The sequence below is a fragment of the Mycoplasmopsis fermentans PG18 genome (assembly GCF_000209735.1).
Classification (GTDB): domain Bacteria; phylum Bacillota_I; class Bacilli_A; order Mycoplasmatales; family Metamycoplasmataceae; genus Mycoplasmopsis; species Mycoplasmopsis fermentans.
Map to the genome: position 1 here is coordinate 874,128 of NC_021002.1, position 16,593 is coordinate 890,720.

The 16,593-nt window shown below is 26.2% G+C and carries 16 protein-coding genes and 1 tRNA gene; 6 read left to right on the plus strand and 11 right to left on the minus strand.

Annotated elements, in window-relative coordinates; all coding sequences use genetic code 4:
• The first annotated feature begins 178 nt into the window (after positions 1-178).
• Positions 179-3,967 (plus strand): hypothetical protein, encoded by a 3,789-nt coding sequence (locus MBIO_RS04930; RefSeq protein WP_041594255.1) that lies wholly within the window; start codon positions 179-181, stop codon positions 3,965-3,967.
• 79 nt (positions 3,968-4,046) lie between these two features.
• Here the strand turns inward: MBIO_RS04930 and MBIO_RS03935 are convergent.
• The 4 genes from MBIO_RS03935 to prfA form a co-directional block, all read right to left on the minus strand.
• Positions 4,047-4,121: transfer RNA gene (locus MBIO_RS03935), tRNA-Trp, on the minus strand.
• 32 nt (positions 4,122-4,153) lie between these two features.
• A complete protein-coding gene (locus MBIO_RS03940) occupies positions 4,154-4,387 on the minus strand; it encodes a phosphopantetheine-binding protein (RefSeq protein WP_013354978.1) in 234 nt (77 codons plus the stop codon).
• A gap of 23 nt (positions 4,388-4,410) precedes the next feature.
• Positions 4,411-5,124: a peptide chain release factor N(5)-glutamine methyltransferase gene (prmC, locus tag MBIO_RS03945; RefSeq protein ID WP_013527157.1), complete on the minus strand. Its 714-nt coding sequence runs from the start codon at positions 5,122-5,124 to the stop codon at positions 4,411-4,413.
• A gap of 1 nt (position 5,125) precedes the next feature.
• Entirely contained in the window at positions 5,126-6,202 is a 1,077-nt protein-coding gene (gene prfA, locus MBIO_RS03950; RefSeq protein ID WP_013527156.1) for a peptide chain release factor 1, read from the minus strand.
• 219 nt (positions 6,203-6,421) lie between these two features.
• Between prfA and MBIO_RS03955 the strand changes: the two genes are divergently transcribed.
• Positions 6,422-7,402 (plus strand): ribose-phosphate pyrophosphokinase, encoded by a 981-nt coding sequence (locus tag MBIO_RS03955; RefSeq protein ID WP_041594256.1) that lies wholly within the window; start codon positions 6,422-6,424, stop codon positions 7,400-7,402.
• Complete coding sequence (rsmG, locus tag MBIO_RS03960) at positions 7,402-8,094, plus strand: 16S rRNA (guanine(527)-N(7))-methyltransferase RsmG (RefSeq protein WP_013354974.1); 693 nt, start codon at positions 7,402-7,404, stop codon at positions 8,092-8,094. Before MBIO_RS03955 ends, rsmG begins: the two co-directional genes overlap by 1 nt.
• 111 nt (positions 8,095-8,205) lie before the next feature.
• Here rsmG and nusG read toward each other — a convergent pair whose 3' ends face one another.
• From nusG to MBIO_RS03985, 6 genes are all read right to left on the minus strand, one after another.
• On the minus strand, positions 8,206-8,811 hold the full coding sequence (gene nusG, locus MBIO_RS03965) for a transcription termination/antitermination protein NusG (RefSeq protein ID WP_013527154.1): 606 nt from the start codon (positions 8,809-8,811) through the stop codon (positions 8,206-8,208).
• A 12-nt stretch (positions 8,812-8,823) separates the two neighbouring features.
• Entirely contained in the window at positions 8,824-9,036 is a 213-nt protein-coding gene (secE, locus tag MBIO_RS03970; protein WP_013354972.1) for a preprotein translocase subunit SecE, read from the minus strand.
• Positions 9,036-9,185, minus strand: coding sequence for a 50S ribosomal protein L33 (gene rpmG, locus MBIO_RS04745; RefSeq protein ID WP_013354971.1), 150 nt, complete (start codon positions 9,183-9,185; stop codon positions 9,036-9,038). Before rpmG ends, secE begins: the two co-directional genes overlap by 1 nt.
• Positions 9,186-9,273: 88 nt before the next feature.
• Positions 9,274-9,774 (minus strand): hypothetical protein, encoded by a 501-nt coding sequence (locus MBIO_RS03975; RefSeq protein WP_258408938.1) that lies wholly within the window; start codon positions 9,772-9,774, stop codon positions 9,274-9,276.
• A gap of 94 nt (positions 9,775-9,868) precedes the next feature.
• A complete protein-coding gene (gene rlmB / locus MBIO_RS03980) occupies positions 9,869-10,564 on the minus strand; it encodes a 23S rRNA (guanosine(2251)-2'-O)-methyltransferase RlmB (RefSeq protein ID WP_013354969.1) in 696 nt (231 codons plus the stop codon).
• Positions 10,565-10,609: 45 nt separating this feature from the next.
• Positions 10,610-11,845 (minus strand): class I tRNA ligase family protein, encoded by a 1,236-nt coding sequence (locus MBIO_RS03985; protein WP_013527153.1) that lies wholly within the window; start codon positions 11,843-11,845, stop codon positions 10,610-10,612.
• A gap of 74 nt (positions 11,846-11,919) precedes the next feature.
• Here MBIO_RS03985 and argS point away from each other — a divergent pair, with 74 nt between their 5' ends.
• From argS to MBIO_RS04000, 3 genes are all read left to right on the plus strand, one after another.
• Positions 11,920-13,551 carry an arginine--tRNA ligase domain-containing protein gene (gene argS, locus MBIO_RS03990; RefSeq protein ID WP_013354967.1) on the plus strand — a complete coding sequence of 544 codons (1,632 nt, stop codon included), beginning with the start codon at positions 11,920-11,922 and terminating at the stop codon, positions 13,549-13,551.
• A gap of 158 nt (positions 13,552-13,709) precedes the next feature.
• On the plus strand, positions 13,710-14,783 hold the full coding sequence (locus MBIO_RS03995; RefSeq protein WP_013354966.1) for an MAG3090 family protein: 1,074 nt from the start codon (positions 13,710-13,712) through the stop codon (positions 14,781-14,783).
• A 166-nt stretch (positions 14,784-14,949) separates the two neighbouring features.
• Positions 14,950-16,314 (plus strand): FAD-dependent oxidoreductase, encoded by a 1,365-nt coding sequence (locus tag MBIO_RS04000; RefSeq protein ID WP_013527152.1) that lies wholly within the window; start codon positions 14,950-14,952, stop codon positions 16,312-16,314.
• 61 nt (positions 16,315-16,375) lie between these two features.
• On the opposite strand, the gene rpsT is transcribed toward MBIO_RS04000, so the two are convergent.
• Positions 16,376-16,593, minus strand: a 218-nt coding sequence (gene rpsT / locus MBIO_RS04005; protein ID WP_041594257.1) for a 30S ribosomal protein S20, incomplete at its 5' end; no start/stop codon positions are given.

Sequence of the window (16,593 nt, forward strand, 5' to 3'; positions counted from 1 at the left end):
ACTTAAAGAGCCAAAAAATGAGTGAAATTTTAAAAAGCTTTAAAAGAATGATTTATTCAAAAAGTGCAAAAAAAACTTATTTTTTAAACAAAATTTAAACTTTTTGCAAAAATACATTATAATTTAGTTAACTAATAATTAGTTAGTTAAATGATTTTTAGAAAAAATGGAGGAAATCATGAAAAATAAAAAAAGAAAATTATTCTTAATCCTATCTTCATTAAGTACATTACCTTTTGCTTTTGTAGCAGGTAGTTGTGTTGGTAAAGATAATGGTGGAACAACCGGTAAACCAACTAGTGAAGAAACAAAAGCTGATTTAAATAAACTTGCAAAAAATATTGTTTTTGATGTTAAAAATAAACAAGATAAATTTGCAAAGGATATTAAAAACATATCAAATTTAGTTGTATCAAATTTAGATTTAAATAAATATGAATTAATACATTGAAGAATTGAAGCGCAAGAAACTTTAATAAAAATTTACTTTAAAATTAAGAATTCTGCAAATCTTGTAAGTGACGAAAATACCTATGAAATAACTGGATTCAAAAAATCTGCTACTACTTCAAACCCAGGGAAAGTTCCAGCTAATAATCCTTCAGAAAGTTTACTTAAAGAAGTAAAAAAAGTTAAAATTGATTATTATAATCCAGCTCTTAAAAAAGATGTTTTAGTAGATAAGACTGAAGCTAGTGATTTTGTTGCTACAGGTTTTAATGAGGACTTATTTGAAATAAATATCAACTACGACAACAAACTAGTGGATACTGCAACAGGCGATTTATATATATCGTTTAAATTAAGAGAAAAAGCAAATAATATTTCTGTTGACGGTTATTGTAAAGTTCAAGGTTTCAAACCATTTGATAGTGTTAAAAATCCTGATTTAATAGATGTAGCTAATGCAGCAAAAGCTGTAAATGTTGCGTATGAAGATAAAGGTAGCTTTTCTATTTATGAATATAATGCGAATTTAGTTAAATTTGAAAATTATGATTCATCTATTTATGATTTAAGCCTAGAATCTTGAACTTTAAATATTTATAATGTTTCAACTGTGATTATTAGTTGAAGTTTTTGAAATAAAAATACAAATAGTTTAATAAAAAAAGTTACTGTTATTGATGGTTTTAAACCTGCTTTATACAATAAAAAATCTCAAAATTTATCTGTTACACCAAGCGGAGTATTTGCAACAATGCCCACTACACAAAAAAGACCAACATTTAGAATATCTAAAGAATTAGATGCAATTTTTGACAAAGCAAAAGAGTTTTATCTAAAACCAGAAAACTTCGATATTTACACAGGAGAATTTAAAACACAAGTTTATGGAAAATATAGTTCTTGACTCATTAATGATCTTACAAAATCAGCACTAGAATCATTAGCAAAAAAAGATTTATCTAATCCAATTACAACACTTAATAGTTGAAACATATTGGAACGAGCTTTTATATATAATAAAACTAAATTTGTTGTAACTGATTACACAATTAATGGTGATAAAGTAGAATTAAAATTTAAACTTTGTCGTAATTTAGATGATAAAAGTAAAAAGTCATTTTATGAAATATCAACAAAAGAATTCACAAAAGAAATTACTTTAGCTACAGAAAAAACAACAGAAAAAGCATATTTGGACAAACTAATTGATAATTATGACTTTTCACTTCCAGAAGGCTTACAACAATATCATGCCCATAAAGTTCTTTCTCAATTAAAACAAAAACAAATAGGATTTTTTGAACAAAAAAAATGAAAAAATGCAATTGCTGAATTAAAAAAAGAATGACCAGATTTAAAAAGTGAAAACGTTTATTTAAATATTATTGATTATCGTCAAAAAGATGTTAATTCATTTGAAGCGGATGTAACATTTAGTTATCAAAAAGATGGAAGCAATAAAAATCAAAGAGTTATAAGTAAAGTTAGAACCTTGCAATTTAATAACTTTAAAGATTTAAATCCACTTATTAAATTAGTAGACAGATTGAATAAGTCAATGGTAGCTTATATTAATCCAAATGAAAGTCTTGATACATTTAATGAATCATTAGGACGTCAATTAAAATCTTGAATGAATGGTAGTAATCTTTTTTATACAGTATCAAATAAATTTAAAGCAATAGATTTTACAGATCAAAGTGCTTTAAATGAAATTCAAAGTTATTATGATAATGAATGAGATATTAATGCTTATGATTCTGGTGGAAGTTTAGGCAATTATGCTAAATTAGCTCCTAATTGTAAATTTGAAACATATTATGATTCATCAAATAATTTTAATTTAAATACAAGAATAATTTTTGAAGATTTAGAATTATATGAACCAGACTATAATCATTTTGACTTGGAAGCAATTAAATTAACACATAATTCAATTAATTCGCCAAAAACCTTTGATCCAAAAATTAATAATAGTTTTCCATTCACAGATTCGAAACTTGAAGAATATGTTAAAACAGACGATTTTAAACACAATTTAGAAGCAAATATTAAAGAAAACTTTTATTTACTTGATTTCATTAAAAAAGAAACTTCTGATAATAAAAAAGATATAAGCAAATTTGTACTTTCTGATTTAGAACTACAAAAAGAATATGATTCAATATTGTTAGATGAAGAATCAAAAAAGATCATTGTTACAAATATTGAAAATTATTTAAATAATAAATTTGATTCTAAATTTAATAAATTTTTAAATTCATATTTCAAACAAGCAGAAATAGCTAGAAAGAACAAAGCGATTAAAGATGATCAAAAATTGTTTAGATATACAATTAAAGAATTCTCAAATATTGATGCCTATCAATCTAAAATTAAAATTCAAGTTGAAATATTCAAAATAGAAGCTAAGGCTTGAAAAGTTGTAGATGAATTTGAATTTGTTTATCAACATGATTCAGAAATTAGAGAAAATCATTGTCCAAGTTTAAGCACAAAATCAACTGAATTAAAAGATGCAACAATTGGTATTTCACAAGAAATTCAAACACAATTTATTAACTTAATGAGTGCATATGGTGTTGAACAAGCTATGTCATCTAAAGCAGACAAACTAGAATTCCTTGAAAAATTAATGTCTGTTGGTGGTGCTAAAATAAAAGAACATGATTCAGCTATTTCCTTTATTAATGCTTATTTATTCAAGATGTTAATTTTCGAAAATGTTAAAGTTTATGAAAGACTTAATCGATTTGACAAAGTAGAATTTACATATGATCAAGTAAATAACAAAGTTGTTGTTAAATTGGTATTTGGATATGAAACACATGTATTTAATATTGATAGCAATAAATTTGACAAGAAAGTTTTAAATGTAATTAAAGTTTTTGCAAACAATGAGTTAAATAAATTTATTGATGAAATTATAAAAAATAATTGAATTAAATTAAAAGATAATAAGTATTATGATGAAAATTTACATGATAGAGATCTTGAAAAAGTATTTGAAATTGATTATACAAAAACGACAGATAAAGGCAACAGATTTAAAGTTAGAATTATTAGTCATAGTTTAAATAATCTTCAAATATCAGTAATAGATACCAAAATGAGAGAAATGTATGGATATAGTTTACCTTATGTAACCGATGGAATTAATTTAGATTTTGATATAGATAAGTTTCTAAGCCCAGTAGCTTCACAACTTAAAGGTATTTGAGCTGAAATTGAAAATTTTACAGTTGCTCAACAAAAAGAATTATTTGCATTAATTAAAGATAAAACAGATTTTTATTCAATTGATTCTCATGAAAAATTAAATGAATTAATAGTTAAAATAAAATCATTTATAAAATTTAAAAATGTTGAAATTGAAAGTAATCCTCATCTTAAACAACAAGTGCTTGATAATTTAGTTTTAATTGATGCAGTAAGAAAAACGTATGATGAATATGAAGTTATTTTCCGTATAAAAGGAAAAAATCAAAAATTAGTAATATCATTCCAAAATAAATAATAATCAAAAAAGTCTAACCATTTGGTTAGATTTTTTGTATAAAAAAAGCAACAAATGTTGCAAAAAGGTCATTCTGATATGGCAGGAGTAGCAGGACTCGAACCCACAACACACGGGGTTGAAGCCCGTTGTTCTACCATTGAACTATACTCCTATTAATAAGCTAAAAATAATTATACACAAAAATTAAATTTTCTTAGCATTTTCTATTGCATCAATAATATCATTAACATTTTTAATTTTTAAAAGCACTTCATCTTCAATTCTAATTTTGAATTCTATTTCACTTTCGTAAATTAATTCAGCAAGTGATAATGAATCAATTTTTAATTCTTCGAGTGTTGAAGTAAAAGTTACCTTTTTCTTTGAAAGTTTGTCTAATCTTGCAATAACAATTTCTTTAATTTTATTTTTTTCCATGTTCTTATTATAAATTAAAAAAGCTAAATATTTTGAATAAATACAAAGCGATATTTACCATTGATATCTTTTTTAATTTGTGCTCCCTTAATTTGTTTTCATTTTTCAATGTGTTGAGGATTAATTTCCATAATTAATCAACCGTTTTTCTTTAAATAATTCTTGTATTTTTTTAAGATTTTATCATAAAAATATCAGCCATCTTCAGGTGCACATAATGCAATTTTAGGTTCAAAACTTAATGCTTTTCAGTCTAAACTTTTGTCATTGCAATTTAAATATGGTGGATTTGAAATGATAACATCAAATCTTCCCTTAACATTAGTAAATAAGTCACTTTGGTAAATTTTTAAGTCATGATTAAAACCAAAATTTACTATAGAATTTTCAATGGTTTGTTTAATAGCTTCATCACTAATATCTACTAAAGTTACTTTAGCTGAACGTAAGTTTTTCTTAATTGCTAAACCTATAAAACCTGAACCACAACAAAGATCTAAAACTTCTTGATTTTCAGCTGCAAATTCTTTTAGATAAATATCAACCATTTCTTCAGTTTCATATCTTGGAATTAAAACTTGTTCTCTTAAATTAATTCTAGTATTTAAGTATTCAACATAGCCCATTATTAATTGAATTGGATAATTTTGCCTTAATAATTCATATTCTTTTTCAGTAATTTTAGGTTCCAAACCATACCGCTTTTTTTCTAAAATTAATGTTTCTTCGTTATTCATTTTATAAGCCACTTTCCTTTATTTTTTGATTTTGTTCTTCTGTTAGTAATGCTTCAATAATAGTTAATAATTTACCTTCCATTACTTGTTTTAAACTTGTTGAATATCCAATTCTATGGTCTGTAACTCTATCTTGTGGATAGTTATATGTTCTAATTTTTTCGCTCCGATCACCATGACCTGCTAGTTTTCTATACCCTGCTTCTTCTTGTTGTTTCTTTTGAATTTCTAAATCATAAAGCTTACTTTTAAGAACTGTTAAAGCAGTTTCTCTATTTGCTATTTGACTTCTTTCATCTTGCGATGAAACAACTATACCAGTAGGCAAGTGTGTAATTCTAACCGCTGAGTCTGTTGTATTAACTGATTGGCCACCAGCTCCAGATGATCTATATGTATCAATTTGTAAATCTTGTGGTTTGATTTCAATATCAACACTATCATCAATTTCAGGCATAACAGTAACTGTTGCTGTTGAAGTATGAATTCTACCTGCACTTTCAGTTACAGGTACGCGTTGCACACGATGCACTCCACTTTCAAACTTAAGTTTTGAATAAGCTTTATCACCCTTAATACTAAATACTATTTGAGTAAAACCACCAACACTAGCTGCTGAAGAAGATATAACTTTTAATTTGAAATTTAAATCTTCTGCAAATTTTGTGTACATTTTGAATAAGTCGCCAGCAAAAATATTAGCTTCGTCACCGCCTGCTGCACCTCTAATTTCCATAATAACATTCTTGTCATCGTTTTCATCTTTAGGCAGAATTAAAATTTTTAATTCTTCTTCAAGTTGTGCTAATTTAACTTCATTTTCTTCAATGATACTTTTAGCAAAAAGAACTTCCTCTTCATTTTTTGAATTGATCATTACTTTTGCATCATTGTAGTCATTTTGTAAATTTAAGTACTTAGTAAAGGTTTCTGCTATATCCTTAATTTTGTTGACTTCTTTACTTATTTTTGTGTATTCCTTGATGTTATTGATAACTTCATGATCATCCAATTTTTTAACTAAATTGTCATAGGTATTTTTAATATCAGACAACGAATTGAACATATTTTTTTCCATGTTTATAATTATATAAAAATATTCATTTTTAAAAAGCATATTTATTTATAGCTAATAATCAGTCTAAAAATAAAGCTAAAAGCCTTTTTTATAGGTTTATAAATAAAATTTAAACTTTTAAAAATGATATTTTCAACAATAATTTACCATAAGATTCATTTTAATTAATTTTAGTTTAAAATATAAATATAAAAGTCATTTTAAGGAGAAATTTATATAATGGATAAAAAAAATGTAATGCTTTTTGGTATGCCGAATAGCTTGAAATTAGCAGAAAAAATTTCAAAAATTATTAAAGTTCCTTTGACAGGAATTACTAAAACAACTTTTGCTGATGGCGAAGTTATGTTAGTTAGCGACAAAACAGTTAGAGAAAAAGATGTTTTCGTTATTGCTTCAACATCAAGACCAGTTAATGAAAACTTAATGGAGTTATTCTTATTTATTGACTCGCTTAAAAGAGCAAGTGTTAAAAGTGTTACAGTTGCTTTAAGTTACTATGGATATGCACGTCAAGATCACAAAGCAAGTGGACGTCAACCTATTGGTGCAAAACTAGTAGCAGACTTATTACAAACAGCGGGTGCTGACAAAGTTATTGCAGTTGATTTACATAACCCTGCAATTCAAGGTTTCTTCAATATTCCTATTGATGATTTGCGTGGTGCTTATACTTTAGCAAAAGCTATTAAAAATACACATGAATCATTTACTGTTGTTTCACCTGACCACGGTGGAACAATTAGAGCAAGAAAACTTGCTGAATTAATTTCAAACGATGTAAAAATTTGTATTATTGACAAACGTCGTATTGGCACAAACCAAACTGAAGTTTTAGGACTTATTGGTGATATTGAAGGTCAAAATGCAGTTATCATTGATGATATCATTGATACTGGAGGAACAATTTTAAAAGCAGTTGATACATTAAAAGCACACGGTGCAAAGAAAATTATTGTAGCTGCAACTCACGGTATTTTTACAAAAGGATTTGAAATTTTTGAAAATAATCCAAATGTTTATAAAGTAATTATTACTGATTCAATTGAAAATGCAGAATTAAGAGATGGTAAATTCAAAAAACTCGAAGTAATAAGTCTTGACAGATTCCTAGCTAATGTTATTGAATCATCAATTAGTGGTAAATCTATTTCTCATTTATATCAACAATTTGCAAAAGAAATTACTTCAAATAAATAATGAGCTATAGAAAAATTACTAAAAAAGATTTACTTGAAAAATATTCTTCAAAAATTAGCATATTAAAAGAATATGCTCAAATGATTTATGATCAAAATCAAGTTATGAATATCACAGGTTTTAAAACACTAGATGATATTTTTGAACAAGGTATACTTGATTCTATTTTAGCTTTTGAAAATTACATGATGCATTATGATGAAAATCTAGAAAACAAAAAAATATTAGATGTAGGTGCCGGTGCAGGATTTCCTTCAATTCCAATTCTAATTGCATTAGATAATAAGTTCAATTTAACTATTATTGAATCTCAAAAGAAAAGATGCAATTTTTTAGAAAAAGTTAAAGCACGATTTAATTTAAGTGTCAATATAATTAATTCAAGAGTTGAAGAGTTTTTTAAATTAACAAATTACTTTGAGATTATTACTGCTCGAGCTGTTGCAAGCATTAAAGTTTTATATTTAAGTGCAGCGCACTTATTAAAAAACAGAGGAAAATTTGTTTTATTAAAAGGCGAAAACTTTAGAGATGAGCTTACTGATATTGTAAATATTGCTAAATACATGGGCGAAATGGGCGGCTTTGAATATGATAATGTTTTAAATGAAACGTCTAGCGTGGTGGTTATTAACAAAGGAAAAATTCCTGATGATTGACCACATTCATGAACTAAAATTAACAAAATGTAAAGTTAAAATAAAGTCTATTAATTAGGCTTTTTTATTATGCTCTTTTGTATCAATTAAATTGTTTTATAGTTAAATAAGTCAAAAATAACTAGCTCTTTGCTAGTTAAAAAATTATTCATATTCTTGACTTTTAATTTCTTTGTATTCAAAATCAGCTGGAGTTTTTTTACCTAAATATTCGATTTCTACAGTTACTTTTTTATTTGCTTCTGAACATTCTAAAACTCTACCTTGTTCACCCTTGAAAGGTCCATCAATAATTTCAACAATTTCACCAATTTGGAATTTTGTATGTGTAACGCCTTTGTCAAAGTCTTCTTGTAATTTGATTTCTTTTTTAAAACTTTTATCAATTTGGTGTTGTGAAACTGGAGTAGGTTTTGCTCCACGGCCTGATGATCCAATTAAACCTGTTACATATTGAGTATTACGTACAATAAATCAAGCTCTATCTGTCATGTCCATATTAATAAAAATGTAGCCTGAATACATGTTTACATATTTAACTTTGTATTCTTCACCATTTTTTTGTTTTTCTAATTCTTTAGGTGTTAAGGTTGGTTTTTTGAAAATTTTAAAAGCGCCTTCAGGTGTTGCTTCATGATTAAAGCAATCTTCAACTTGTTCACTAATAATTCTATTTTTTAAAGCTTCAACAACCTTATCTTCTTTTCCAGAAACTGTACTAATCATATATCATTGAAAGTTCTTATCCATTATATCCTCCAATTATTTAACTCCTGCTTTAGTAAGAATAAGTGAGAAAAGAACGCCAAGTAAAACAGCACACAATGTAAATATCAATGTAAAAATAACTATTTGAGCAAAAGAAATTCAATTCTTTCTTACAGAAGGTCATCTAACTCTTTTCATTTCTTTTACAAAACGTCTGAATAGATACTTTTTAGGTTTTTTAGTTTTGACTTCTTTTTCCTTTTTCATTATTTTTCCTCTTTGTGTATTGTGTGCATTCTACAGTTTGGACAAAATTTTTTAATCTCTATTCTTTTAGGATTGCTTAAACTTTTATTTGTTGAATAGTTAAGTTTTTGGCAATTTTCACAAGAAAGAGTCACTTTTCTTTTTTGCATAATCTAAATTATAAAGAATAATTAAAAAAAAGCAAATTTTATTTTATAACTTATTTTTGCTTCTTTTATTAATATTTAATAAACATTTTTAATGGGCAAAATGAAAATAATTATTAAATTTAGTTAAAAATTTAGTTTTAAATTCTTTTAGTTTACTAGGTGTAATCAATTTGTCCTTTTGATTGATACTATTTTGCAATATTTTAATTATATTTTTATCTTTGTCAGTTAATAAATGATAAAAGTTTTCAGTATCAATTTGATTAATTCTTTGTTCAATTTGTTCTTCAGAATGCTCATCTAAAACATATAACAATTCATCAGTTGAAGTCATAAGTGAGTTATGAATTCTTTTTTTTCTAAGCCAATATCTAATTTTATTTAATGTGTAAAATTTGGAGATATTTAAAAAGAAATTTAAAAATTTAACATTTTTGTCAGTTGAATTATACTTTTTAACTTCTTCTAAATAGGTTTGCAAAAATTCAATATAAATATCTTCAGCTTCTAATGGAATATAAGGAAATCTAATTAAAGTGCTTTTGATATTTTTGATAAATTCATTTTTGTAAAAATAATCCAATATCATAATCAATTGATTGTCTTTTAAGCTATGTAAAAATTCATCAAACTATTGCGTGGGTGTTTGATGTAAGTCTAAAAATTTTTGTAAATATTTCATGTTAGTCCTTTGTTAATTCATATAACAAAATACCAGTTGCAACTGAAACATTCATTGATTGAACACTTCCTTTTTGAGGAATGTAAATCACTTGGTCAGCTTCATTTAGAGTTGATTTGCTAACACCATCTCCTTCATTGCCAACTACTAAAACACTTGGTTTATTAAAAGTAACTTGATTTACTTTTTGAGCAGTTTCATCTAAAGCTGAAACATAAATTCAATAGTTTCATTTTTTAAGTTTTGTTAAGGTAGCACTAATACTATTAACTTTAATTATTTTCATATTAACAAAACCACCTGAGCTAACTTTTAAAACTGTTGAAGTAATATTAGCTGATCTTTCTTTACTAATAATAAGATGCTTAATTCCGCAAGTATTAGCAGTTCTAATGATTGCACCTAAATTATGAGGGTCTTGAATGTGGTCTAAAACTAAAACATTTTCAGGATTATCTTTTTTAATTGTTTCAAGATCATAAATAGGGAAGTCTCTTAAAATAGCAATGACACCTTGATGGTTATCATTACGATAGTTAGCAAAAAATGAATTATCCTTCATTTCTATTTTTGCTTTGGTAATTTGTTTTAATTTTTGTGCGAGTTGAAATGAGTTGACATAAATTGTTTCAATTGGCAAGTTTACTTTTAAAGCATCTTCAACTGAATTTCTACCACACACATATAATTTTTCCATATTTAGCACCTCAATTTTTCCTAAAAAATAGTAATTCAAAAAATGTTAATAAACTCCTAATTTCATTAATTTTTTTCTAATTTTATCAGCTTGTTTATATTCTTTTTTGTCTATAAAACAGCGTCATTGGTCAAAAAGCTCGAAAGCTTTGTTATAGTTAGCTTTAATTGTTAATTGAGGGTGGATAACTTTTAAAGTATTAAAAATTATTTCTGCATTTTTTATATTTTTGGTTTTATTGAATTCTTTAATTTGTTCATTTAATAAATAATTAAAATCAGAAAAATCGCCTATTTTTAAAGAATTCATTATCTTAATAAATTCTTCATTTTTATTAATTTTTGATTTGTCAATATTTTTAAAATTAATAAAGAATTTAAAAATTAATTTTTTGTATTTATTCAAAATAACATACATATTTTCAATTAATTCATTTGTCACATTAATTGGAGCTGAAATTTTTGAACTCAAAATAATCAACTTCAAAATTTCGCGATCATGTTCTTTTAAAAAGTCTTTTGCAAGAATAACATTGCCTAAAGATTTTGACATTTTTTCGCCCTCATAATTAATTTGTCCACAACGAATTCATTCTTTAGTTATGTCTTGATTATATAAAGCAAAGTGTTGAATATTTTCATTTTCATGATGAGGAAAAGTTAAATCCATTCCGCCTCCATGAATATCTAAACCTTTGTTTTTAAAGTGTTTATTAATCAAAACCGCACATTCAGTATGTCAGCCTGGGCGACCTTTTGAAAAAGGTGAATCAAATTGAATTCCAACATTAGTTTTCTTTCAAAGCGCAAAATCTGCTTCAAATTTTTTGTTATTATTTTGCTCTTCAAAAATCATTTTGTCAAGATTTAAATTTGCTACTTGACCATAATGATTTTCAAACTTTTTAACATCAAATCAAACATTACCTTCTTGGTCAATATAAGCATTATTATTTTTAACTTGCTTATTAACATATTCAATAATTAAGCCCATATTGTCAGTAACTTTTTCAAGATGACTTATAGTGTCAACATCCAAGGTTTTTAATAATTTCAAGTAGTCTTTAGTATATTTTTGACTTAATTCTTTTTCGCTTATATTTAGCTCTCTAGCACGATTGATTATTTTGTCATCAATATCAGTAATATTGTGAACAAAAGTGAATTTTTCTCCTAAAACTCGTCTAGCTTTTAGCATTAAATCAAAAGTTAATATTGGAACCATATTTCCAATATGTAGATCATTATAAACAGTTGGACCGCAGACATAAATTTTTAACATTTGTTAAATTATAATAAATAAGTTAAAATATTAAATACAAATAAATATATTTAAAGATATATTCAGGGAGCAATATGGTTATAGTTCATAAATTGAACAAGTTAATTAAAAACATAGTAAATGAACTAAAAGCTGAAAACAAGATTTTCAGTTCTTTTAAGTTTCTTGATGGTGAAAAGAAGTTTTCACTAAAAATGGCTCGTAAAACTAAGGGCCATAACAATAATATTAACCATATTGAATGCGATATTGTTTTTCAACTTAAAAAATTTAGTTTTATTCCTTATATTGAATTAGCAGAAGAAATTAAAAAGAGATTAATCAAAGATTCAATGGTTAAAGATGTGACAATTGATCGTTATGGGCTTTTACATATTGTTTTGAATGAAAAAGATTTAGTTTCAGTGGTTAATGAAGTTATTAAGAAAGCTTATAAATATGGACAAGAAAAGAAAAATAATATTAAAGTTAATATTGAATATACTTCAGCTTCGCCACTTAATTCTTTAACTTTGATGAATGCTAGAAATGCTTTAGTTGGAGAAACTATAGCAAGAATTTTAGAATACTTAGGTTATCAAGTTACTCGAGAATTTTTAGTTTATCCAGGTTTAAAGAAAATGGAAAAAGTAAGCCAAATTGTTCATGAACAATATGTTAACTTGTTTGAATTAAATGACAATTCTATTAAAGTTGACAAGGATATTTTAGAATGTGCAAAGAATATTAAAGCACAAAATGGTGATCTTTATTTAGACATAAATGACACAATTAAAAGAAATAAATTTGATTTGGCAATTGTTTTTTATTTCTTAAATAAATCCAAAAAACAACTTAAAAATTTAGGTGTCTTTTTTGACATAGTGAGCTATTTTGAAGACATTTTGGTCAAAGAAAAGATTGACAAAGTATTAGAATTATTGTCACCTTTTATTTATGATAATGATTCAAATTTAATACTTAATACAAATCTTGATGATAGTAAAGAACGCATTCTTGTTCATAGAAATGGCACGAGTTCATATTTATTATTAGACATAATTTATCATCTTGAAAAATTAAAAAGAGCAGACTGAATTATTGACATTTTAGATGCTAACCATACTCAATATTCACACTCTTTAATTTCTGCTTTAAAATTCTTAAATGCTTACAATAATAATATTGATATTGCCTTTTGTGAAAACTTCCAAATTAAAGAAAATAATGAAGTTAAAAGTATGACAGAAAAAAACCAAAACGTCATTTTTATAGATGAATTAGTAAAAAAAGTTAATTTAAATGAAATCAAATTTTTCTTTTTAGAAAAGAGTACTAAACATCAAATAACAATTGAAAAGGAAATTTTAAATCAAAAGAAAATTAGTCATAATTTCGATTTCATATTAAATACTTATAATAAAATAAATAAATTATTAGATGAATCAAAAAACAATAAATGTTATTGTAACAAAATGAATCAAAACAATTTTTTAAGCAAACTTATTTTAAGGCTTGATTATTTTCCTTATGTTTTAAGAAAAGTAATCAAAACTTTAAATCCTTTTTACTTAACAAAATATCTAAAAGAAATGTGTTATTTGATAAATCAAAATCTAAAAGATAAACTTAAAAAAGATTATAGAAACTTCTATCCAATTTTAGAAGCTGTCAAAAATGTATTTGATAATGGACTAAATTTACTTGGAATAGATTTTAAAAATTAAAGGCATTTTCAATAAAGAAAGTGCTTTTTTAGTGCAAAAAGTGTCAAAATATGCTGAATTTACTATTTTTTTTATAAAAATTTGTACAAAATTTAAATAATTAATTATAATTCAAATACTTAATATATAGATTATTAGGACAAGCGAGGAAATAAATTATGAAAAGACTTAATCTTTTATGAAAACCTAAAGAAGATGAAACATATCCATGACTTCTTAAACACCCTAAAATTAAAGAAGGGCTTGCAAAATTTAAAACACGTCAAGATGCTGTAGACTGATTCTTGAACTTTGGAGATGAAGTTTACATTTGATTTCAAAATAACGAAGGTATTTTTGGTGGACAATTAGCAGTATTAGAATCAGAAAATCCAAAAGACAAAGATTCTAAAAAATTATTATCAATTCCTAAAGTTTCAGGTTTTGATGGTGGTGAAACATATAACGGTATTTGTGAAGAATTTAGTATTCACCCATCATATCTTTCAAGAGAACCTTACAAATCGGCTTTAGCTAAAAGAATTCCAGAAATTGACTTTGTATTAATTTCAGATCCTGCTACATACTTCCCAGCAGATCTTGAAATGAAAAAACGTAGTCAATCATCATATGTTGACCTTAACGCTATCAAAGCATCTCTTGAACTTAAAATTAAAGAACTTGAAGACCAAAAAAATGCTTCAGATGAAACAATCAATAGCTTAAAAGAACAATTAGAAAACAAAAAATTCGACTTCATGAAAGTTGAAGAAGAAATTGAAGCTATTAAAAACCAAAAAGATCAAGAAATCAACGCAGTACGTGAAGAAGCTGAAAAGAAAATTGAAGAAGTTAAAGCAGAAGCAGCTGCAACAGCAGAACAACCAGCTTATGATCCAAATGCTGAAGTTCAATACGATCCATATGGAAACCCAATTGATCTAAATGCACAGCCAGCAATGGACCCTTATGGAAATCCATATGTACAAAGTGAAACAATTATGGCAGATCCTTATGGAACAGAAGGCGGATATTTAGTACAACCTGAAGCCTATGGGCAATTAACTCCATATGAAGCTAACTATGGATACCCAACAGGTATGTATGATGGTACTCAATTCTACCCTGTTCAACGAAAATCAGACAAAGGAATTTGAGTAGGTGTTGGTATTGCTGCAGCAGTGTTGTTAATTATCTTAATTCTTGATATATTAGTGTTACTTAGCTTAACAAATGTTGCTCAAATCTTTTAATAATCATTAAATTTAATACAAATTAACTTGCAAAAAATGCAAGTTTTTTTATTAATAATAAAACTATGGTAAAAAAATATTTTTTTCATATTACACTTAAAACAAAACATTTTTAAATAAAATAAAAATGTACAAATACAAATTTTTATTACAGAAAAGAGGAAATATGAAAATTATTGTCATTGGTGCAAACCATGCAGGGACCAGCTTTTTAAGAACATTAAAAACTGTAAATCCTAAAGCAGAAATTACAGCTTATGACCGTAATACAAACACATCATTTTTAGGTTGTGGTATTGCAATTTGAGTAGGTGGAAAAGCTAAACAACCAGATGGATTATTTTATTCTTCACCAAATATTTTGCAAAAAGAATATGGAGTAAATTTAAAAACTTCACATGAAGTTATCGAAATTGATAGAAAGAAAAAAGAAGTTACAGTTCAAGATTTAGATAGTGGTAAAACCTTTAAAGACACATATGATAAATTGGTTTTTGCAGGTGGTACATGACCTATTGAACCAAAGATTCCAGGCATTGAATTAGACAACATTCTTTTATCAAAACTATATCAACATGCTCAAGTTTTAGTTAAAAAAGCAAATGATAAAAAGATTCAAAATGTTGTAGTTGTCGGTGCTGGATATATTGGAATTGAATTAGTAGAAGCATTTCACAATAAAGGCAAAAAAGTTACTTTAATTGACTTAGCTGATCGTGTTGTTCCGGGATACTTAGATGGTGAATTTACAGACATCATGCAAAAAAACATGAAAAAAGAAGGTGTTAAACTTGCTCTTGGAGAAAAAGTTGTTGAATTCAAATCAAAAGATGGAAAACATGTATCACAAGTTATTACAGATAAAAGTAAATATGATGCAGATCTTGTAATTATGTCAGTAGGTTTCAAACCTAGAACATATGTATTGAATGATGTTGAAAAATTACCTAATGGAGCAATTAAAGTTAATGAATTCCAACAATCAATTTCTGACGAAAACATCTATGTTTTAGGTGATTCTGCAGCATTAAAACACTGTGTAAGCAACACATATGAACACGTAGCTTTAGCAACTAATGCAGTTAAAACAGGTATTGTAGCTGCATTAAATTTAGCTGGACTTAAAGTGCCATTTCCAGGAGTAGTAGGAACAAATGCTATTAATGTTTTTGGTTGTCACTATGCTGCAACAGGATTTAATGAAGATGCAGCTAGAGCTCATGGATTTGATGTAGCTAGTGAATATTTTGAAGACAATGACCGCTGCGAATTTGCTGGTAAAAGTGAAAAAGTTGGATGCAAAATTATTTTTGACAAGAAAACATTACAAATTTTAGGTGTTCAAATCGGATCATGAGGTCAAGTAAATCATACAGAAGTTATTTACATGTTTGGTTTAGCACTTCAAAGAAAATTGACTCTTCCTGAATGTGCTTTAACTGACGTCTTCTTCTTGCCTCACTTTAACAAACCATTTAATTTCTTCTTAATGCCAATGCTTAAAGCACTTGGACTTAAATATAAAGCTTAATGATTAAAGCAAACAAAAAACCAGAAGTTTCTGGTTTTTTAATTTATAGTTCAGAAGCTAATTATGCATCTTTTTTAGCATTTTGTTCGTTAACAAATTTGTCTAAACGAGATGATTTTCTTGCACCTTTATTTGGGTGGAAAACACCTTTTTGAACAGCTGTAGCAATAATTGAGTGAGCTTTATTAACTAACTCTTGAGCGTTTTTATCTTTAGCTAAAATTGCTTCTCTAGCTACTCTAATTGCTTTACGAACTCTTGTTTTCATAGCATTGTTAC